This is a genomic window from Desulfoscipio sp. XC116 (genome assembly GCF_039851975.1).
GTDB lineage: Bacteria > Bacillota > Desulfotomaculia > Desulfotomaculales > Desulfallaceae > Sporotomaculum.
On the sequence record NZ_CP156660.1, the window covers coordinates 3988454 to 4008836 of the forward strand.

Here is a 20383-nt window from a genome sequence, read left to right on the forward strand (position 1 = left end):
ATTTGATAAAAGCGCTCAACCACCCAAGGAGGCTTTAAATGTTTACAGAAATATACGTAATTTCAGGTTTCTTAGGGGCCGGAAAAACTACACTGATCCGGAAACTGCTCAAAGAGACTTTTAAAAAAGACAAAGTTGTTCTTATCGAAAATGATTTCGGTGAAATAAGCATAGATGCCGCCTTGCTTAAATCAAGCGGCGTTGAAGTGAAGGAGATCAATTCAGGCTGTATTTGCTGCAGCCTTTCAGGCGATTTTGTAAAATCCGTTAAGGAAATTTTGGAACGATTCAACCCTGATAAAATCATCATCGAACCATCGGGTGTCGGTAAGCTGTCAGATATCGTGTCGGCATGCTCAAACCCGACTATCTCCTCACTCGCAAAAGTCAAATCGAAAATTACAGTTGCGGATGTGAAACGCTGCCAAATGTATCTTGATAATTTTGGCGAATTCTTTGAGGATCAAATCAAAAATGCTGATGTCATATTACTTAGCCGTACTGAGGATTTCCCCGATAAAGTTAATGATACTTACAATTTAGTCAAAAATCTAAACACGCGTTCGATTATCTTTACCAAGCCTTGGCATCAAATCAATGTTGAAGAGATATTGCTTCCACGACACGATCATCATGAGCACGGAAACCACTGCCGTCACACTCATGGATGCAAAAACCATCATCACGATGATACCCGCGGTCATAAAGATCACGGAGATTGCGACCACGACCATTTTGCCGAAAATTTCTTTGACACTGTCACCATTCGCACAAATCGGAAATTTACCATTGAGGATTTAAAATTGCGCATGCATAAATTGGAAAAAAATCAATCCGGAAATGTCCTGCGTGCCAAAGGCATCGTTCACGGAGCAAAAGGGTATGTAAATGTGCAATATCTCCCCGGAGATTTAAAAATCACAAACTGCGTTACCGAAGGTAATACACTGTGTATTATCGGCCGTAATTTGGACAAGCAAGAATTGATAAGGCTCTTTAGCGGGGAGTGAACTTCTTGCCTGTAATACCTGTTTTTGTTGTCACCGGTTTCCTTGACGCCGGAAAAACCACACTTTTAAACAAACTGCTTAATAATAGGGGATTACGGGATGCGCAAATGCTCGTACTCCAGTTTGAATCCGGTGAGGAGGAGTTTAGCAGTCGATATCGCAATTGCCATGTGATAAATTTCCCCAAGCGGCTATTGGAACAGCATACAAAGCAAATCCCAGAAGAAATATACAATTATTTACTCAAAAATCCGGTAGATGATATCTGGGTAGAATGGAACGGCGTTACGCCGTTTGCCCAATTGCAGGCCTTATTTCTGCACCCGTCATTAAATCGCCTCTGTCAGATCGAAAAGGTAATCCATATGGCGAATGCCGGAAACCTGGAAAATCTGTTGGGTAAAACAGGCGGAGCGTTGCCTGAACAAATAGCGAATTGCGATTTTGCGATTGTAAGAGGTGCGCGCTCCCAAAAGGATTATTATCGGATCAGAAAGATTATGCGTAATATTAATCCCGGTGTAAAGCTGCTGGGCATCGGGCAAACCCAAAAAATTTATTCCGAAGTCTATCGCAAAAAGAAACGCCCTGTTAACACATTCTGCATGGTGATCCTTTTGTTTATTATTCTATATCTTTTAGCAGCACCTCTTCTCGAACTTTCACAAGCCCCTATGAACACAGTCATCAATGTGTTTTTAGGAATCATGCTTCAGGCTGTGCCGTTTTTACTGATTGGTGTACTGATCTCGTCGCTGATACAGGTTTTCATATCCAAAGACGCCATTGAACGCAAATTCCCCCAAAAGCTAGGCTGGGGAATGCTGGCAGCCATTTTGGGCGGCTTCTGCCTACCGGTCTGTGATTGTGCTTCAATCCCCATTTTCAGAAGCCTTGTGCGTAAAGGTGTTCCGCTGGCGGCGGCTGTTACCTTTATGACGGCTACACCGGTAATCAATCCCGTGGTTATGCTGTCCACCTATTATGCTTTTAACGGCAATCTTCAAATTGTCGCCGCACGTATAGGGCTTGGCATCATCGCGTCTGTTCTGACCGGTCTTTGGTTCGCAATCAGACCTTCCGGCGCCAGGGTGCTGCCAAGCGGCTTTGATGGTATTATGTGCAGCTGCGGGTGTTACGAAGGAGCGGAAAACATAACGACATTCGGCGGTAAATTGAGCCTATTTATCCGCCATTCGCAAGCAGAGTTTTTCAATGTGGGAAAATACCTTATGATTGGCGCGTTTGTAGCTTCGGTTTTACAAACAACAATTACAAAAGCAATTTACCTGCAAAACAGTGCGGATTTTGCCGTTTCGCTGCTTGTCATGATGTTAATGGCCTTTTCTTTATCCTTGTGCTCGTCATCCGATGCAATTATTGCCCGCAGTTTCGCTTCAAGATTTCCTTTGGAAGCGGTCATGGGATTTTTAGTTTTTGGTCCCATGCTTGATATTAAAAACGTTATCATGTTATCGAGCGGTTTTTCAAAGCGTTTTATTGCCAGACTCCTGGCCGTTACTTTTACAATGTGTTTCTTAGTCGTATTTTTGCTTGCACGCCTGGTTATCGGAGGCTGAAATAAATGTATCTACAAAAGAGAGTATTAAATCCTCAGATATTATTAGAACTTATATGTTACGTTTCATTTGCGGTTCTAATGTTGTATTTGGTTTTCACCGGCAAATATCAGTCATATGTTACTCCCAGAATGGTACCTTACTTTTACTTTACCGCGGCTGTCATGACTGTTTGGGCATTGGGAGGTATGGTCCACTTATTCCGGCCCCAGCATAAAATCCGGGCGGCGCATTGCTTAGTCCTGATTATACCCATGCTACTGCTTATATTACCCCATGCCCCGATCAATACCGCTGATTTATCTACAGGCTATTTGAGCAAAAGTGCGTATACAGATATCCCCGGACAAGATGCTTATAAAACACCCAAGGATCAGGATTCTTTGAACAATTCCGATTTTAACAGCTCGTCGAGTATGTCCACAGATGACCGGTCTGCAAACAATGCCGACAATATGTCCGCGACTGATACAACAATAGCTGATAACAGCGCAACCGCTCCTCCGGACACGACTACTTTCAACACTCAGGAAAATGAAGCTGCTGTTAACCTACCCGGTTTAGATGTGCAAAATAAGAAAATTACCGTGTCAAATGATGATTTCGGCATGTGGCTTGCCGAGATATATATAAATATGGAAAAATACAAAGGGTATACGGTCATAATGACCGGGTATGTTTTCAAAGACCCTGAAATATTAAAAAATGATGAATTTGTACCCGCCCGTCCGATGATGACATGCTGCGTTGCAGATTTAGCGCCTGCCGGATTACGTTGCAAGTATGACAAGGCTTCTGAATTGCATGCAGATTCATGGGTGACTGTTGAAGGTACACTTTATATAGGAAAATATACATATGAAGGTGTGGAATGTGTGGATCCGCAAATTTCTGTGACTAAAATCACACCTGCCGAAAAAGTGGAAGGCTATATCTATCCATAATTTAATGAATATGAACGATGTATCCTCGCACCTTTAACGCTTCTCATTATTTTATGGATTTATTAGACGTTAAGATTTAGTATTAGCCACAGCAGTTTTTTGCTTTGCCAACTTCATGTACATAAACCGCAGCATAAATAACAAGAAATAGCATATTATCGATAGAATAACGATAGCGGCTCCCGACGCAATATCTATCAGATACGAAATCCATAACCCCGCCATACAGAAAATGTTCCCGAATATAATTGAATAAAGCATTCGTTCTTTAAGATTTGCTGTGAACATCCCGGCTGTCGCCGCAGGGGCTGTAAGCAACGCGATAATCAAAATAATACCGACAACCCGGATTAAAACCACCACAGTCATAGCAATGAGCACTAAAAGCAGATACTCCAAAAAAGCGGTTTTTATGCCTATAATTAAGGCGAATTCCTCATCGAACAAATAAGCTTTCCAAACATTGAATAAGGCAACGATTATAAACACTAAAATGAATGTAATACTGATCATTAAATAAAGATCGGCTTTGGTCACGGACAAAATACTGCCAAAAAGATAAGAGCTTAAGTCGGGAGGGTAACCGGGCATGAGTGCGATAAAAAGAATGCCCAGAGCCATCCCGAGTGACCAAAACAGGCCGATTATCACATCGGAATGCGTACTGCTTTTTCTTTTAATATATCCTATTCCCATCGCCGCACATATGGAAAATAAAAATGCGCCCATGATCGGCTCAAAGCCCAAAAGATATCCCAGCCCCACGCCTCCGTATGAGGTATGAGCAATGCCGCCGCTCATCATGACCAGCTTCTTTTCAATAATAATAACTCCGATAATACCGCAGACTATGCTCGCAAGTATGCTGGCAAGAAAGGCATGCTGTAAAAATTGATATTCAAAAAGCGCCTGTATCAACGGGTGTTCCCTCCTCGTGATCCCTAAGTACCCGGTGAGGCACTCCGTGGGCGATTAAATCAACCGGGCAGCCATAAAGACTGTTTACAATGTTTTCGGTAAGCTCCGGTTCTCCATGATAAATAAGCTGTCCATTGAGGCAAGCCAGACTCTGAACCTGAGAGGAGACAGCAAGCAAGTCATGCGTAACAAGGATAATAGTCATGTTTTTATTCAGTTCCGAAAGTAAGCTATATATCTGTTCGCGTGAGACCGCATCTACACTGGCGGTCGGCTCATCCAAAAGCAAAAGCCTGGGATTAAGGGCGAGCGCCCTCGCTATAAGCATCTTTTGGAATTCACCTCCGGACAGCTCCGATATCTGCCGATTTGCAAGATTTAAGATACCTACCTTTTCAAGCAGCTCATAAACTTTTTCCTTATCTTGCTGCGTAAAGGCGGAAAAAGGGACTAATCCCCGCTTTAAGCGTCCTGTCAGAACAACCTCAACCAGGCTGATGGGGAATTTTCTGTTCAATACAGCGGACTGCGGAACATATCCAATGAACGCTCTGTTTTTACTCGGATTGTTTCCATAAATTTGAACGGTCCCGGCGGAAATGGGAACAAGGTTCAGAATAGCTTTTAAAAGTGTGGATTTTCCCCCGCCATTAGGTCCGATAATTCCCAGATATTCACCATCCGGCACATCAAGACAGACGCCTGTGATGGCAGGCGTCTGTCCGTAATATACTGAAAGATTGTCAATATGGACGGCGTTTAAGATCTTTGCATGCGCGCTCATTGCATTGCTCCGGCTATAGCTTGCGCTATTTTTTCAAGGTTGGCAATATAATCATCAGACAGAGGATCAAGCATTACCTTTTCTCCACCGATCTCCTCTGCAAACGCATCAGGCTGCTTGCTGTCGAACTCGGCTTGAGAAAAAATAACTTTAATATTTTCCGCATCGGCAAGATCGATCATGTCCTGCAAATGCTGTGGTGTAGCTTCTTTGCCGCTCTGTTCAAGGGCATACATTTCCAACCCGTAATCATCTGCAAAATACCCATAGGCCGGGTGAAGTACGATGAATTTCTTATTATGAATTCCGGCAAAAGTTTCTTTTATCTCGGTATCCGCGCGATCAAGTTCTTTCAGAAAGGCTGCGGCGTTTGCCCGATAGGTTTGTGCATTCCCGGCGTCAAGGCCGCTCATGGTTTCGGCAATTGTTTCAACCATAACTTTTGCCCGCTTTGGCGAAAGCCAGATATGCGGGTCCCGTTTTCCCGGGCTGAACTCTCTATCGGGATAGACCTCGGCCACTTTGGCCGGCAAATCCACAATCTTCATATTCCCCGCCTTTGGCAGTATGTTAGCTTTTTCTGTCGGCACGCCGATTGTAAAATAGACAGACGCCTTACTGAATTTCTCCATTTCTTGAGGCGTAGGTTCATAGTTGCCGGGGCTGTTTCCGGGAGGCACAATTGCAACTACCTCCGCCAGATCACCGCACACCGCTTCGACAAAAGCTTTCTGAGGCAAAACGGTCACGGCTGCAATTGTTTTTTCTTCCCCCTCTTTTGATGTTTCTTTTAATGTTTGCTGATTGTTGCAGCCTGAAGCAAAGAAAAGGCTGAGAGTAAACACCAAGGACAAAACAGTATACAACACTTTTTTTAATTTCATGCGTTTTATCCACCTTTGCATTCTAATTGCAAATAGTATGCATTTGCAATTAGAATTATAATACAGTGGAACATACTTGTCAATATTACCCACCCAAATAAATATCCTACCACCGTAATATTGCAGCTTGCTCGTCTTCACTGTAGTGTTCGAGCAGGGACAAGCACTCTTGTCTGACCTGGTTATGGAGTTTTTTATAGAACGTCATATGTAATTTAAAAACCTCCGAAACCGCAAAAACGGTCTCAGAGGTTAAAAAAGCCCTAGAAAGCGGGGATTACACTGCCTTTATAATTATCTTCGATAAATTTTTTCACTTCCGGCGATTGCAGAGCCCGGCCAAGCTTTTTGATGTTTTCCTTATCTTTATCTTCATCCCGAACCACTATTATGTTGGCAAAGGGGGAATCTTTAGGTTCCATGAAAATAGAATCTTGCACCGGATTCAGGTCGGCCTCCAGAGCATAATTGCTATTAATCACACATAAATCCAAATCCGCCAGAGCCCTGGGCAGCATAGCCGCATCCATCATTTGTATTTTTAGTTTTTTCGGATTATCCACGATGTCGGCATCAGTAGCGGATACACCGGCGCCTTCCTTAAGCTTGATAAGTCCGGCCTGTTCAAGGACATTTAAAGCCCGGCCGCCGTTGGTGGCATCATTAGGTATACCTATCTTTGCTTCATCGGCCAGCTTGTCCAGATTATCTATCCTACTGGAGTATACACCCATAGGCTCGCTGTGTACTTTAACAGTCCACGCCAGGTTGTCGTTGTTTTTAGCGTTGTAGTCATCCAAATAGGGTATGTGCTGGAAGAAGTTAGCGTCAATTTGTTTGTCCTTCAGAGCCGGGTTCAGCAATACATAATCAGTGAAGACTTTGATTTCCATGTCCACACCCTCTTTTTGCAGCAAGGGCTTGGCCACTTCCAATATCTCAGCATGGGGTTTGGCGGTAGCTCCCACCACTAACTTACCGGAATCGGCTGCAGTATTCTTGGCCGGTTCATTGTCATTATTACCTCCGCAGCCGGTCAAAACAACAACGGCCATTGCCAAACAGCACAACAGTGTTACCAGTCTTTTCATTAACTTTTACCTCCTCTTGTTAGCTACTTTTCCGGCCAGATTGTCACCAAGCATTTGAACGCCCTGAACCAGTATGATCAAAACTATAACGGTTGCCCACATGATTGAATTTTCATAACGCTGGTAACCGTAATAGTAAGCCAGTGTACCCAAACCACCTCCTCCTACGATTCCTGCCATCGCTGAATAGCCGACCAGGTTAATGGTTGTTATAGCAACCCCCAGAAGCAGGGAGGGCTTGGCTTCGGGCAATAAAACCTTGGAGATAATTGTCCAGGTACCGGCCCCCATTGCCAGAGCCGCCTCCAGCAATCCCCATTCAATTTCTTTCAGGGAAGTTTCCACTAAACGGGCTACAAATGGAATGGCCGCCAGGGTAAGGGGAACTATGGAGGCAACAGTACCGATGGAAGTCCCAATTAACAGTCTGGTAAAGGGAATAAGCAAAATCAAAAAGATAATAAAGGGCACGGAGCGGGCAGCATTAATAACCCACCCAAGCACATTATTTATAAAACTGTTTTCCAATACATGGCCCTCTGCGGTGATAACCAAAATAACCCCCAAAGGTAAGCCAAACAAGTAGCTCAGGAAGGCGGATGTTGCAACCATATAGATAGTCTCCCATGTCGCCACCACCAGTTTATCCGCAATCCAGGCATTATCCCCCAAAGCCGATAATACCCAAGCAACCTGACTAACGCCCATGATTGCTTCATGCATTATTTATCACCTCGATTTCCAAGCCCCGGCTGCGCAAGTAATCCAACGATTCCTGCACTACCCCGGGCGGACCGATTAATTCCAAGGCCAAGTTGCCAAAGGGCGTATCTTTGATCCGATCTATGTTGCCGTAAAGAATATTGGCCTCAATATCGTACTTGCGCACCATTGAGGATATCACCGGTTCACCGGCCGAAGAGCCGATAAATGAAATACGAATTAGCCGGGTGTTTGTGTGACCGTCCCGAGCCCGGAAGCGGTGCAGCAGCTCCGCGGGAACTTCTCTGTTGATAACCGTATTAACAAAACTCCGAGAGGTAACTGTACCGGGACTGGCAAAAACATTTAAAACAGAGCCGACTTCAACGATATGGGAGTTATCAATAACCGCCACCCGGTCACATACCTCTTTAATAACGTTCATATCGTGAGTAATCAGTAATATAGTCAGGTTAAGCTGGCGGTTAATATCCCTTAGCAGCTTTAATATAGAGCGGGTGGTTTGGGGATCCAGAGCCGAGGTGGCCTCATCGGATAAAAGTATTTTAGGGTCGTTGGCCAGGGCCCGGGCAATACCTACTCTTTGTTTCTGACCACCGCTCAACTGGCTCGGGAAAGCCCCGGCCTTATCAGCCAGGCCCACCAGTTCCAGAAGCTCCCGGACCCGCTTGGCGGCATCCTGCCGGGGCACCCGGGCAATTTCCAATGGAAACATGACATTCTCAAAGACTGTCCTGGATGATAAAAGATTGAAGTGTTGAAAAATCATACCGATTTTTTGCCGGGCAACGCGCAGCCCACGCTTATCCAAACTGGTAATTTCTTGCCCGTCCACAATGATGGAACCCTCGGTTGGTGTTTCCAGCATATTAATACACCTGATCAAGGTACTTTTGCCTGCCCCGGAGAGACCGATAATGCCAAAGATCTCACCCTTATCTACAGTAAGACTTGCCTTGTCCAGAGCAATAATTTTTTGCCCCGGTGTTATATAAATTTTGCTTAAGTCTTTAATTTTGATCAACTCAGCGCCCTCCACTACAGCACAACGGCATATTAATTTGCATCACTCATCACCGGCGGTTAAAATACATAGCTGAAGCTTTGTTGAGGATTTACAGTTAATTCCGATTAATTTATCTATTTGCCTTAATAATGCAGTAAATTAAAGAAAATTAAAGCCAGAACCTATATTTACTTCGCCGGCAAGGCACCAAAAACCTCCCGGGATAATATTTTTGAACTGTTCCTAAGAATAATTCGGGAAGAAAAAATAAACTCGTTCAGCTAAAGCTGAACATCGGGACTTCAGGTGGGAATTCTACCCGACCCCATCTCTGGAACCGCGCTGTACTTTACACGCGGCCCGAACTCACTGAGGCAAATATCATCGTCTATTACCCACCCTGGATATCGCCTGCGGCATTTCCGGTTAAAATGGCCGCGTAGTCCTCCTTCAGTAAGCTGAGTTTATTACAACCATTGCCCCCAAATATTTTACATTCCCCTTTTATAAATCGATTTTCCCACACTGTCGATATGTTTTTTTAGTTCTTCATTCATAATATCGTTGCAATTCACAATATCGAAAAAGTATGGCAATGGATATTCTTCATTTAGATCGTCACTTAGCCTTCTTACTGTTTTTCTGTCGACTTTTTCACCCACTAGGGCAAGGTCTACATCTGATCCCTTTTTATAATTTCCCATGGCTCTACTGCCAAACAGAATGGTTTCCTCTATTTCTGAATACTTTTTTACGGCATCCATTATATAATTAAGATCTCTTTCCAGCAGCCCGTACATTTTCATAACTCCTCAATTAGTTTTGCATACAGTTTTTTTAATTCAGGGAAATAAGCCAGAACGATATCCCCAGTCATTCTTTTCGCCAGATTTTCATCATAAGTATGAACAATTAAATTTCTATCCGCCAGAGCATCAATCCAAATATGTCCGTCCTCAATTAACCCTGTTTGATAAGCTTGTTTTATTGTTTCTCTAGGGCTTTTCGGGCTAAAGCCTAAAGCTTCAAGATAGTCTTTCATCAGTTTCCATGACAGTTCAAAAGCAATTTCAAATAATTGTATAATGCCGGCTCGTTCTATTTCTGTATTGATGGGCTGATCAATATATTTACTTAATGATTGGAACGATTTTTCAAAATTAATGAATCGCTGTCTCCATCTTGTGTCTTTTAATTGATTCATTTGAAGACCTCCTTTCAAACCATAAACAGTTTACACTCTTCCAATTTGCCCATCCATGAGTCTTACCTTTATTCCTCTGGGATGTGTCGGAGATTTTGTCAAAATATCTTTAACGACTCCGCGCGTCCTTTTTCCCGTCCTCTGATCTTTTTTCAAAACAATATCCACAGTTATTCCCGCATAAATATCTTTTCTATTTTTACCATCCATTAAAAAACCGATCTCCTCTTGACTTATCCCCCTTGTACCAGTTAGGGACAGGCGCTTGCCGGATTGGTTCATCTCAAATGCCGGGCTTGGTGTTCCCGCTATTGGCCGTATTGAGCAAACGCTTCCTCCCAATCCTTTTCTTTAAAACCAATCAGCACTTTTTCACCGTTAGTTAATATGGGGCGTTTAACCAGCATACCGTCGGAGGCTAGAAAGTCGTATAAATCCTCCTCCTTTGCGGTCTTTATAATATCTTTTAACCCAAGTTCTTTGTATTTTGCCCCTCTGGTGTTAAATAACTTTTCTATCTCTAAGCCACTCTTCTGATGCAAATCAATCATTTCCTCCCGGGTGGGTCGCTCGTGCACAATATGACGAGTCTGATAGACGATACCTTTTTTGTAAAGCCAATCCTTGGCTTTTTTAACAGTACCTCACCTGGGGTAATCGAATAAAAGCCACGACATGTTTTTCCTCCCATTTTTCCATTAATAATTTAAAATTTTTCATTATAATACAACATTAATAGCTCTTAATCCAGCCCCCTGCCAATGTGTATTACTTTTGATATAAGCATCGGGATCCGACTTCCCGCCCTCCAACCGGTTGATGGAATCCTCTTTACCGGCATGAAAACCACAGTTTCGCCGATGGAATCAGCCTCAATGCGTCCCACCTTGATATCCCTTTCCATATACCTCTCTCGCCGGGCTAGGCGGTAATACTCCCGGTAAACCTCTTCGCTTACGGGCACCGATTCCCGACCAACTTTTACAACTCTGGTCATTTGCCAACTCCTCCTTTCAGGTTTTGTGGGGAAGGAGCCGAAACCGAAAAAAGGACAAAAAAAATAGCCGGATAACCGCTAAATGTTTAGCGATCATCCGGCTATGGGGTAGCTTTTGGTATCAACTCCGCCGCTCGGTATGGATTATAATTTTTTGGTTTTTATGCGATTGTTCTTTACTGCCAAATTGATGCTCCGATAATGGGGCGATATGTGGAACAAAAGAACTCCCCGCACGGCTCACACCGGTAAGGTTTTTCTACCCTTTGCTTTAACGCGTTAATGTATTACCTCAGCAATATCGCAGTAGGAATGCCCGCTACCGGGCACCCACGCACATTACTGCCGGATTAGAATCGGAAGGTTTTGGGGATAGCGCAAGCTAGGTCAAAACCTTCCCCGAGCATACAATAGCGGTATATTAGTTGACTATTTTTAAGCCAATACATATAATACAAGCAAGTGAAGACAGAACATTAAAACATCGAAGGGAGATGCCGAATATGAAGGCACAAAACGATGTACAGGTGACAATCCGTGTTGATAAAAATCTGAAAAAAAACGCTGAAAACCTGTTTAGCCAACTTGGAATGAATATGAGCACCGCACTAAATGTATTTTTACGTAAGGCGGTCAACGAAGGCGGTATTCCATTTGCTGTGAACACAAAAAGCTCCGGCTTTGGTCCGGCAGGTTACTCGGCGCATGAAATTACAGATTTGTTTACGGCTTCCGTTAAGCGTGAAATTGCAAAAAAGCAGCAGGCAGGTTTGCCCATAGCGCGGTATGATGTTGAAAACAAGCAGGCATATTTGGAATACCCTGACGGCAAACGAGAGTACGTTAATGGTTGATAGCCAAAAACATCCCGTTGTACTGGTTTTTGCCGGGCCGAATGGTTCCGGCAAGACAACCGTCACACAGGGTTTTCAGCTCTATGGCGCATATATTAACGCCGATGACTTAAAAAGAGAGTACAAGCTAACCGACCTCGAAGCTGCGCAACTAGCAGAAACGTTTCGTAATGATTTTTTGGACAAAAGCTTCAGCTTTACGTTTGAAACGGTTTTATCTACTGAGCGAAATCTATTGCTATTGCAAAAGGCAAAAGCGTGCGGATACGAAGTGCAATGCGTTTATGTATTAACCCGCGACGTAAACATCAATGTATCCAGGGTTCGTGCCCGTCATGCAGCCGGAGGACACAACGTACCGGAAGGTAAAATCCGAACCCGTTATTTTCGGGCGTTTGAGTTATTGCCGCGATTAATTGCTATCTGTGATAAGATTGCGGTTTATGACAATTCCGATATGCCCGCATTGATTTTTCGTAAAGAAGATGGACGTTCAATGACATTTCCCAATAAGTACTGGCCAGAAGCAACGTTACGAAAACTTCTAGGGTTATAAAATTCCGAGCACCTGTGGAAGGACAGCTGGGGGGGCAGCTTGGAAACACTAAATAAGCAAATTAAGCGTGTTTTAATGTAAAACAAACGAACTCCCCGCATGGTTCACACCAGTAGGATTTTTCTATATAAGCTTTACTTTAATGCGTTAATATATCACCCAAGTAAGGAATTATCCCCCATTAGGCAGTTTTTGGAAATGGCAAAAGCCAGTCCCGAAAACTAACCGAGCACAACCGGATAAATAATTTCTTGGTTTTGCGCATCCATCATAAAATCTACAGCCGATTCTAAACCCTCCATAGTATAAATAACTAATTCTTGATCATGATTATACAACCAGTGAGATATTGCAGTTAGTTTAAACAAGTTTAAGCCTGACCCCTTAAACGGTACCTCGTCAACCTGTTGCAATAATTAGTCAAAACATTTGCCGCAAGGCTACCTAACAATCCCACTACAATTTGTAACAACACAGAGTCAATCGGTAACACATAAAAAGCAAAGAGAATCGCCGTAATACTCCAACTGATGATTAACGCCCAGTTGTAAATTTTCAACAATGACGTCGTCTTTTGTTCATCGCGCATTACTCTATCCATACGCACCTTTTCCGTAAACGCTCCAAACTGTCGCTTTAATAACCAGTGCGCATCATATTCATCCACTAAACGCACCTTTTCATCATCTAACAGAAAAAGCCCTCGCTGTGAGTAAATAATAACCGGCAATTCCTCAGCACTAAAGTTCTGTCTAATATCTTTTAAGATCTCCAACCCTACCGGCTCCCAAGCTGCTTCTACCGCCTCTTTAGTGATTTTTATCTGCTCATCTAATCTGGCCAGTTCCTGTTCAGCCACTTCCCGCTTTGGATCAAAATCCTCCCCTCGTGTTTGAGAATGATATAAATCCAGTAACAACAAATCCGGCAGATGCTTCATATCACACAGTTTATCAACTAACATCCCCACATCATTTACTTCCTGTATTTCATAATACCCACCATGCCGCTGCTTAAACTCCTCAATAAAAACCTGCTGGTCATCACAAATCAACACATCTCTTTTCATCCCTAATCCCTCCAATCCTACCAAGAGTTATTCGGTAGTTCCTAGAGCTAAAGCAAAGCTCATCTCCGTTTACCTATCTTCCGATGTATGTGGTTTTAAAAAAATATAAGCAACACTTGGTACCCCCACCATCAACTCCTAACTGAAACCTAATTATCAGGCCTAAGTTGTCAAGTTCCCTTAACTGACAGCCAAAAACATCCCGTTGCACCAATCGCTCTTTCTTGTTTTTTAAGAAAATCTACTCAATAGTTAAGTCTTTACGGATTCCGGGGTTGTCCAGGCAATTTTATTCATAGCTGCTATTGTTTCTAAATCTGCAGTAAACCATAAAATCTAATTTGTCATTCACCATTGCATCTCCTGGATATAGAATTAGTGACCAGAATTATCTGCATAATCAAATGTTTTTCTGCATAAAATCAATCTCCTAAATATGCGGATTGCGCTTTTAATAGGCAGTTTATTCTCGTGATTCGTGATTGCGGATATAGGCTGTGCTGCGGCCGGCAGCAATTTTTATGATGTATTCTTCTTTTAACAAATCTGCAAGTGCCTTTTCAATTGTTGTGATACTTATATCCGGACATAAGGTGGCGATTTCTGCCTTTGTGATTTTCCCCACTTTATTTGAAAAAATATGGCGAATACGCCCAAATTTCGTAAGCCCTTTATTACGAATTGTTTCTACCCTACTAGCGAATTCCTTATACGCACAAAGAATAACACCTAGATAATATTTGACAAAGGGAGCATAGTTATTTTTCCCATCATGCCATCCTTTGGAACTCTGCCCAAGCGCATCATAATAACTTTCCTTGGTTTTTTCAATAATCATTTCAATACTGATATACTTCCCAACAATGTAGCCCTGCTGGTAAAGCAATAAAAGTGTCAACAATCTGCTCATGCGTCCATTACCATCATTAAAGGGGTGAATGCAGAGAAAATCCAAGATGAATTTTGAAACAAGTATTAATGGGTCTATCTCACTGCGGTCAATGGCTTTTAAAAATTCCTTACTAAGTGCTTCCATGGCATCAGCTGTAACGTAAGCCGGTAAAGGCTGGAATCGTATCCTGTGGCTTCCTTTACTATCTACTTCCTCGATAACGTTATCAGTATTTTTATAGCGCCCACCCACAGATGCTGGACTATAAGTATACAAGTCTCGATGTAATTGTAAAATAATATTGGGGGTTAGAGGGATATACTCATAGTTTTCGTGTATGGTATTTAATACTTCACGGTATCCGGCTATTTCCTGTTCATCTCGAGTCCTCGGTGCAGCTTCCTCAATAACCAACTCATTTAACCGGGCTTCAGAAGTATAAATTCCTTCAATTCGGTTTGAGGCACCGGTACTTTGAATCTTGGCAACCTTAAGCATCGCTTCTAAAATATCAGGTTGCGCCTCTATAAAAAGTTCCTGTTTGCCTTTATACTCGTGAATAGCAGAAAGAAGGTTAACGATATCTGGCTTGTAAAGCTCCGCATCTATTGCATGGTAATTAAACTTTCCCATAGTAATAATCCTCCTACCTTATCCACCTCTAATATGCATAAATTATACTACTATTTTATGCAGAAAACAATAATTACATACAATTTATTTGCATAATTGCCACTTAATAGCATGTGAAGCAGCCATCCAATAAAATTGTTAAACAATTTTAACCCCTAAACTGCTTGAACCTATCGCTGGGCCACTTTTTCGGTTTTGGTGGCATCGCCGCACAACAATCGCGAATTATCACGTTAAACCCTGGCGCGTTGCGGGTTTGCGGGGTTTGGTAAGATGTGACCCCCCTAGGGGTATGGTTCTGTGTATCAAATAACACATTCCAAGCGTTTGTCAACACGATGTAAAACAATAGTGCACAATCGATTGACGAACTGCATATAATGTTTTATAATAGCTGCAAAAGGAGTTGATTTTATGTCTAAAACAACCAATATTAATGTTCGGGTTGATGCAGATTTAAAAAATAAAGCTGAAGCCATTTTTAACGAACTCGGCTTTAATATGTCTACGGCCATGAATATGTTTCTCCGCTACTCCGTTCGTTATGGCGGTATTCCTTTTGACCTCCGTATAGAGAAACCAAATAGAGAAACGCTGGCGGCAATTGATGATGTCAATAACAACCGAAATACGAGCAAGACCTTCGATAGCATTGGTGCTCTTATGGAGGACTTAAATGCTGAAGATTAGAAAAATGATATCTTAACACTTTCTTTAACACGTACTGGAACCCACAGCGATCTATTTTGATTTGAAAATATTAGGTTGTTTTTCTATTACCGAATCCACCATCCTCCGCTGCCGTCTTTACACTGTGGCACTTTTTACAGAGGGCCTGCCAGTTGCTCCTGTCCCAGAAGAGTTTCATGTCACCGTTATGAGGAATGATATGGTCCACCTCCATTGCCGGAGTCAGCCTGCCTTCTTTCTGACAGTGTACGCACAGAGGATTATCTTTTAAGAATGTCTTGCTGGCTTTTCACCACCGGTAGGTGTAGATTTTTGAGTTGGATTTATTCTGCTCCCTTACCACCAGCTTTTTATGTTTGGCGCAATACCGGTCATGGCAAAGCTCGCTGCAGCCGGGATAGCTGCAGATGGTTTTTGGTTTCCAGGGCATGGGTTATCACCTGTTTTTCATCGTTTTCCAAATTGCCATAGGATGGTTTTTAATGTTCTCCAACATTTCACCACTGAACAAAAGTTCTGGCTTATAATTTCCTTGAAAAAATTGCTGCAGATACTCTTTTTGCTCTGGTGTGATAACTATCGTGTCAGATAGGAACTCCTTTACTTCAGATTTGGCATAAGCTAAATCAAGTCGCTCGCTTTTTATTAGCATAGGATATAAATCTTGATAAACCCTTTTCTCAGTAAGCTCGTCTACTCGGTTAGGAGAAAAGCTTAATTTAGCCTGATCACCAGATATAGACCCATAAAAAACTACCGCTTTACAATAAAGATCATACTCTTCCTCAGAGATAATACCGTATTTTTTTACATTGTATAAATCGTAAAAGTCCCTCGCTGCCAAACGGTTAAATAAGGCCGCTGTTTTAGAAGCCATCAGTTCAATACCGTTTAATGTCCTTATTTCGCTTAATTCACCAAATAAACTTGTATTTATTTTCCTTTTGGCTATTGGCAATATGTGATTCCTTAATGAATAGTTAATTTCAATTTTTATGTTATCATGATTCCCTGCATTATTTTGGTAGCCGACTACAATTGACTCCAAAGCAAAGTAATCTTTTGACTTTTGGGAAACTATATACCCTTCTCTATCAAAATACGCTCTCAACAGCTCTTTTACCTTTGTTCTTTCTTTAAGCACTGTTTCCCGGTCATCATAGGTGTGAAAATCAAAGTCTAAATCAACAGATAACCTAGGCAAATTAAAGATAGTAAGATTTAAAGCGGTTCCACCTTTCAAAACCAACCTATCTCTTAAAAAAGCATTGCTGTTTATAAATTCAAGTATGGTTGTTAAACGATGAACCTTCTCAATTACATCTTTATGGAATCCTGATTTCTCGGACAAAGAAAGATAGTATTTTCTATCTGGGTTAAACAAATAAATCACCTTTTTCTTCAAAAGTCTCCGGGACAATCAGGCCCCACCGTTTGATTAATAAACCACGGCTGCGTGCCTCTTCACTCAAATATTTTTTCATTTTCCCGGTTCTTTTTTCCATCGAACTCAATAGCTCATTGCTTATCCCAAGCGATTGCTGGTGACGCTCCAAGAAATACCCTGCCTTTTTATAAAGAACTTTTTTACCATAAGCCTCTAGATATTTAAGCAGCTTATCATTATCAAGGACAGGACATATTTGGAGTATTTCGTCTAACTCATGGGGTCCCCCACAATAATCTGTTCTGTCCATGGAATCAACAACCGTTCTTTCGATGTCTGTAAGCTTTATCTTTTCATTTGAGCGATAAAGGATAACCCCTTCATCGATTCTTTTACCCACGTACTTGTATAAAACACCTTCAAATTCAAAGTCAGATATTTTTATACCAGATGCTACATATACCACAGAGCTTACCTGATGGGATAATCCGTGTACATCAAACGCCGAATTGTACGTCAAGTAAGCACTTTTATTTATCTTGCTGCCTATTAAATAGCGATTAGCAGCGGCCTCTCTGTGTTCTAGGTTTACAGCACAGTATAAATTCCTGCGCACCCGCTTAACAAGGCCTTTTTTCACATATGAGTTTAAAAGAACCTTGGCGTTTTCTTTACTCCCCACCACTTTTTGGGCTTCCTCGAAGTTAAACACTTCAAGTTTTAAAAAATTCTCATAATACTTCATCTTCATCACCAGTTCCTAAAATTACTATTAAGTTAATATTATTATTACCTTTCCAGGTATATTTGAAACCATTATACCCCTGGTTCCTTATTTTATCAATTGGTTAATAAAATCATTAACTTTTTAGCATAAATAGGAACTTGTTTTTTCTACCGCATTGAAAAAGAGTTGTTAAATTTGCGCCAACATAAGTAGCTATCTAAAAATTCTCCAAAGCATCTTCCTATCGCTATTAACTTAAAAATCTGTCATGCATTTTTTTAACATCATCAGCTGTCAGGCCATTATTGATGCAAGCTGCCACCTGGCTCCACGACAGAGCGTTGATGTATCTCAAAGATAAAATCAGGCGCATCCTGCTGTCGGACACCGTATCAAGATAACGGTAAATACGTTTTAACTCATACAGACAAGAAGTAAAGGCCAAGTCCCTTTGTTTTTTGACCACCCTGATCATTGCTTCCAGATCTTCCTGATCAGTAACGCCCCCGCCATTAAGAACACTGTCGGCCTGTTCAAACTTAAGGTCCAGCAGCTTTTGGCTCAATTTATTATAGTCACGATTCAGCTGATAAAGCTGAGATAATTTCTTTTTGTCCATTTTTGTAGTCATTTACTTTGTTCCCCCGTTCTTTAAAGGCATAAGAAAAAGCCCTCGTGGATTACTCCTCAAAGGGCTTTTCGATACTTTGCATTTTTTGATAATACTATTATAGCACCGACAAAGTGAAATAGACTGCACGTAAACCGTCCTCTTTTAACCCCCATACAACATCTTTGTCAGTTTCCCCAGGGAACGGCCACGGATTTTATCAACATACCTCTCACTGTACCCCAGCTTAACCTGTAGTCTTGCCGTTGCTCCTGAGCGCAGGGAATCACTCATGTAAAATTCCATTAAAACCAGCTGCTCGGTATCACTGAGATAAGACCAGGCCGGTTCAAACCAATCCATAAATTCTTTGTATAAACGCTAGAATAAAAGTGAGCCATAAATGAGGGAAACGCCAGGAAAAAAGTGATCCACTTCAAATAAAGAAACCCCGTATAATTTAGAAGGATCTAATGCTGTTATGCGGGGGTGAAAGGGTGTCAATTGAAGTGGATATTTATGAAAAGATCCGGCATTTATATGAACATGAAGGCAAATCACAAAGAGCGATATCCAAAATACTCCGGGTATCACGTAATACCGTTAAGAAATACTGCGATGGTTCACACGTGCCGTGGGAACGCCAAGGGAAAAGTGGACGCCAGCAGTACGTGGTAACCGATGAAATTATGGAATTTATCAAAAGCTGCCTTGCCTCTGATGAAGCAGAGAATATAAAGAAACAGAAGCACACTGCCAAGCGGATATACGATCGACTAGTGGACGAAAAAGGCTTTAAAGGTGGCGAATCAACGATACGCGAGATAGTAGCCAAGCTTAAAGAAAAGCAGAAAAAAGTATTTATACCATTATCATATGAACCTGGGGAAGCAATACAGATAGACTGGGGCGAAGCGACAATTTACCTAGTTGGCAAAAAAATCAAGGTAAACCTATTTTGTATGCGTGAGTGTTACAGTGCAGATATATATTGTCGGGCCTTTTACCGCCAGAACGAAGAAAGCTTTCTTGAAGGCCAAATTACTGGATTTGAGTATTTTGATGGAGCGCCTAAGCTGTTCCTGCCGCCCTGTAATGCCCGAAAGCTAATGGTGTTGCCTGTCCAGAAGTTGCCATATATAATGACCATATCATGAAGAAAGGAAAGACGCCCCTTTTTTTGGTGTACTGCTGCAGCAACAGCAATACCAGGGGCGCCACCACGTATGGTCATTTTAACAGAATATGAGCTAATTGAAAACCTTGAAAAAAGTGTTTTTTGTAAAGAGCGCGGAGCAGATTCCCTGTCCCTGTTGTAACGGGCCACTGGATGTCATCGGCAGCCGGCAACGCAAGTACATAAATGGCCTTGGCGATCAGATCGTGCTCATCATTCGCCGGCTCCGTTGTGAACACTGCCGTCGGATCCATCACGAACTTCCGGATATACTCGTCCCGTACAAACGCCACAGCAGAAAAAGCATTGAGGCGGTCATAGCCGGAGACACCGCACTGACCGTCACCGCTGACGAATCCACATTAGGCCGTTGGCGCAGTTGGTTTAGTGAAATGTATTATCACTTCCTGGGTTGCCTGGCCTCCATCGCTACCTTACTCGGTAACCAATCTGTGAAAGAATCGTCCTGTCTTTCCCAGTCTGCGCTCACAAGGATTTGGGACTATGTTGGCAACGCCACCGGCTGGCTGGCCAGAGTTGTCCGATCAGTGGCAAACACAAATTGTTGGGTACATACCCGTTCTGCATTCCCGTCCTGACGGTCAGGATATAAACTCATGCTAAGCCTAAAAATTAGGGGGTTTTAG

Annotated in this window: 27 protein-coding genes; 8 read left to right on the plus strand and 19 right to left on the minus strand. The window is 42.3% G+C overall.

The features are described 5' to 3' along the window. The first annotated feature begins 38 nt into the window (after positions 1-38). Genes ABDB91_RS18675 through ABDB91_RS18685 form a run of 3 tightly spaced genes read left to right on the plus strand, consistent with a single transcriptional unit; the run spans position 39 to position 3534 of the window. Complete coding sequence (locus tag ABDB91_RS18675) at positions 39-1010, plus strand: GTP-binding protein (protein ID WP_347489232.1); 972 nt, start codon at positions 39-41, stop codon at positions 1008-1010. Positions 1011-1015: 5 nt separating this feature from the next. Further along, entirely contained in the window at positions 1016-2590 is a 1575-nt protein-coding gene (locus ABDB91_RS18680) for a permease (RefSeq protein ID WP_347489233.1), read from the plus strand. A gap of 5 nt (positions 2591-2595) precedes the next feature. Continuing rightward, the gene (locus tag ABDB91_RS18685) at positions 2596-3534 is read left to right on the plus strand and encodes a TIGR03943 family protein (protein ID WP_347489234.1); all 939 of its coding nucleotides are present in this window, start codon (positions 2596-2598) and stop codon (positions 3532-3534) included. 69 nt (positions 3535-3603) lie between these two features. On the opposite strand, the gene ABDB91_RS18690 is transcribed toward ABDB91_RS18685, so the two are convergent. The 11 genes from ABDB91_RS18690 to ABDB91_RS18740 form a co-directional block, all read right to left on the minus strand. Next, complete coding sequence (locus tag ABDB91_RS18690) at positions 3604-4452, minus strand: metal ABC transporter permease (RefSeq protein ID WP_347489235.1); 849 nt, start codon at positions 4450-4452, stop codon at positions 3604-3606. After that, positions 4433-5236 (minus strand): ABC transporter ATP-binding protein, encoded by an 804-nt coding sequence (locus ABDB91_RS18695; RefSeq protein WP_347489236.1) that lies wholly within the window; start codon positions 5234-5236, stop codon positions 4433-4435. The genes ABDB91_RS18690 and ABDB91_RS18695 overlap by 20 nt, the downstream gene beginning before the upstream one ends. Further along, a complete protein-coding gene (locus ABDB91_RS18700) occupies positions 5233-6120 on the minus strand; it encodes a zinc ABC transporter substrate-binding protein (protein ID WP_347489237.1) in 888 nt (295 codons plus the stop codon). Before ABDB91_RS18700 ends, ABDB91_RS18695 begins: the two co-directional genes overlap by 4 nt. Positions 6121-6383: 263 nt before the next feature. After that, positions 6384-7211, minus strand: coding sequence for a MetQ/NlpA family ABC transporter substrate-binding protein (locus ABDB91_RS18705; protein ID WP_347489238.1), 828 nt, complete (start codon positions 7209-7211; stop codon positions 6384-6386). Positions 7212-7217: 6 nt separating this feature from the next. Further along, complete coding sequence (locus ABDB91_RS18710; RefSeq protein ID WP_347489239.1) at positions 7218-7934, minus strand: methionine ABC transporter permease; 717 nt, start codon at positions 7932-7934, stop codon at positions 7218-7220. Then, positions 7927-8958: a methionine ABC transporter ATP-binding protein gene (locus ABDB91_RS18715; RefSeq protein ID WP_347489240.1), complete on the minus strand. Its 1032-nt coding sequence runs from the start codon at positions 8956-8958 to the stop codon at positions 7927-7929. The genes ABDB91_RS18710 and ABDB91_RS18715 overlap by 8 nt, the downstream gene beginning before the upstream one ends. Before the next feature lie 473 nt (positions 8959-9431). Continuing rightward, positions 9432-9740, minus strand: a complete 309-nt coding sequence (locus tag ABDB91_RS18720) for a nucleotidyltransferase domain-containing protein (RefSeq protein WP_347489241.1) — start codon at positions 9738-9740, stop codon at positions 9432-9434. A 2-nt stretch (positions 9741-9742) separates the two neighbouring features. Then, entirely contained in the window at positions 9743-10144 is a 402-nt protein-coding gene (locus ABDB91_RS18725; protein WP_347489242.1) for a nucleotidyltransferase substrate binding protein, read from the minus strand. A 30-nt stretch (positions 10145-10174) separates the two neighbouring features. Continuing rightward, complete coding sequence (locus ABDB91_RS18730; protein ID WP_347489243.1) at positions 10175-10354, minus strand: YwbE family protein; 180 nt, start codon at positions 10352-10354, stop codon at positions 10175-10177. Positions 10355-10452: 98 nt separating this feature from the next. Further along, positions 10453-10821 (minus strand): Spx/MgsR family RNA polymerase-binding regulatory protein, encoded by a 369-nt coding sequence (locus tag ABDB91_RS18735; protein WP_347489244.1) that lies wholly within the window; start codon positions 10819-10821, stop codon positions 10453-10455. Positions 10822-10886: 65 nt separating this feature from the next. Beyond that, on the minus strand, positions 10887-11141 hold the full coding sequence (locus ABDB91_RS18740; RefSeq protein WP_347489245.1) for a hypothetical protein: 255 nt from the start codon (positions 11139-11141) through the stop codon (positions 10887-10889). A gap of 503 nt (positions 11142-11644) precedes the next feature. Here ABDB91_RS18740 and ABDB91_RS18745 point away from each other — a divergent pair. Beyond that, the gene (locus tag ABDB91_RS18745; RefSeq protein WP_347489246.1) at positions 11645-11995 is read left to right on the plus strand and encodes a type II toxin-antitoxin system RelB/DinJ family antitoxin; all 351 of its coding nucleotides are present in this window, start codon (positions 11645-11647) and stop codon (positions 11993-11995) included. Further along, entirely contained in the window at positions 11988-12551 is a 564-nt protein-coding gene (locus ABDB91_RS18750) for a zeta toxin family protein (RefSeq protein WP_347489247.1), read from the plus strand. Before ABDB91_RS18745 ends, ABDB91_RS18750 begins: the two co-directional genes overlap by 8 nt. Before the next feature lie 370 nt (positions 12552-12921). Here ABDB91_RS18750 and ABDB91_RS18755 read toward each other — a convergent pair whose 3' ends face one another. Beyond that, a complete protein-coding gene (locus ABDB91_RS18755; protein WP_347489248.1) occupies positions 12922-13620 on the minus strand; it encodes a hypothetical protein in 699 nt (232 codons plus the stop codon). Positions 13621-14083: 463 nt separating this feature from the next. Beyond that, a complete protein-coding gene (locus tag ABDB91_RS18760) occupies positions 14084-15145 on the minus strand; it encodes a Fic family protein (protein ID WP_347489249.1) in 1062 nt (353 codons plus the stop codon). A gap of 414 nt (positions 15146-15559) precedes the next feature. Between ABDB91_RS18760 and ABDB91_RS18765 the strand changes: the two genes are divergently transcribed. Next, the gene (locus ABDB91_RS18765; protein WP_347489250.1) at positions 15560-15835 is read left to right on the plus strand and encodes a type II toxin-antitoxin system RelB/DinJ family antitoxin; all 276 of its coding nucleotides are present in this window, start codon (positions 15560-15562) and stop codon (positions 15833-15835) included. Positions 15836-15905: 70 nt separating this feature from the next. Here ABDB91_RS18765 and ABDB91_RS18770 read toward each other — a convergent pair whose 3' ends face one another. From ABDB91_RS18770 to ABDB91_RS18790, 5 genes are all read right to left on the minus strand, one after another. Beyond that, on the minus strand, positions 15906-16091 hold the full coding sequence (locus tag ABDB91_RS18770) for an HNH endonuclease (RefSeq protein ID WP_347491662.1): 186 nt from the start codon (positions 16089-16091) through the stop codon (positions 15906-15908). Between the two features lie 33 nt (positions 16092-16124). Then, a complete protein-coding gene (locus tag ABDB91_RS18775; protein ID WP_347489251.1) occupies positions 16125-16265 on the minus strand; it encodes a hypothetical protein in 141 nt (46 codons plus the stop codon). 6 nt (positions 16266-16271) lie between these two features. After that, positions 16272-17219, minus strand: coding sequence for a nucleotidyl transferase AbiEii/AbiGii toxin family protein (locus ABDB91_RS18780; RefSeq protein ID WP_347489252.1), 948 nt, complete (start codon positions 17217-17219; stop codon positions 16272-16274). Further along, complete coding sequence (locus ABDB91_RS18785; protein WP_347489253.1) at positions 17212-17967, minus strand: hypothetical protein; 756 nt, start codon at positions 17965-17967, stop codon at positions 17212-17214. The genes ABDB91_RS18780 and ABDB91_RS18785 overlap by 8 nt, the downstream gene beginning before the upstream one ends. 232 nt (positions 17968-18199) lie before the next feature. Then, a complete protein-coding gene (locus ABDB91_RS18790) occupies positions 18200-18580 on the minus strand; it encodes a hypothetical protein (RefSeq protein ID WP_347489254.1) in 381 nt (126 codons plus the stop codon). Between the two features lie 476 nt (positions 18581-19056). Here ABDB91_RS18790 and ABDB91_RS18795 point away from each other — a divergent pair, with 476 nt between their 5' ends. Then, the gene (locus tag ABDB91_RS18795) at positions 19057-19716 is read left to right on the plus strand and encodes a hypothetical protein (RefSeq protein WP_347489255.1); all 660 of its coding nucleotides are present in this window, start codon (positions 19057-19059) and stop codon (positions 19714-19716) included. 73 nt (positions 19717-19789) lie between these two features. On the opposite strand, the gene ABDB91_RS18800 is transcribed toward ABDB91_RS18795, so the two are convergent. After that, positions 19790-19990, minus strand: coding sequence for a hypothetical protein (locus ABDB91_RS18800; RefSeq protein ID WP_347491677.1), 201 nt, complete (start codon positions 19988-19990; stop codon positions 19790-19792). On the opposite strand from ABDB91_RS18800, the gene ABDB91_RS18805 reads away from it, so the two are divergent. Continuing rightward, positions 19919-20335 carry a DUF6431 domain-containing protein gene (locus ABDB91_RS18805; protein ID WP_347491526.1) on the plus strand — a complete coding sequence of 139 codons (417 nt, stop codon included), beginning with the start codon at positions 19919-19921 and terminating at the stop codon, positions 20333-20335. The genes ABDB91_RS18800 and ABDB91_RS18805 overlap by 72 nt on opposite strands. Positions 20336-20383 lie beyond the last annotated feature (48 nt).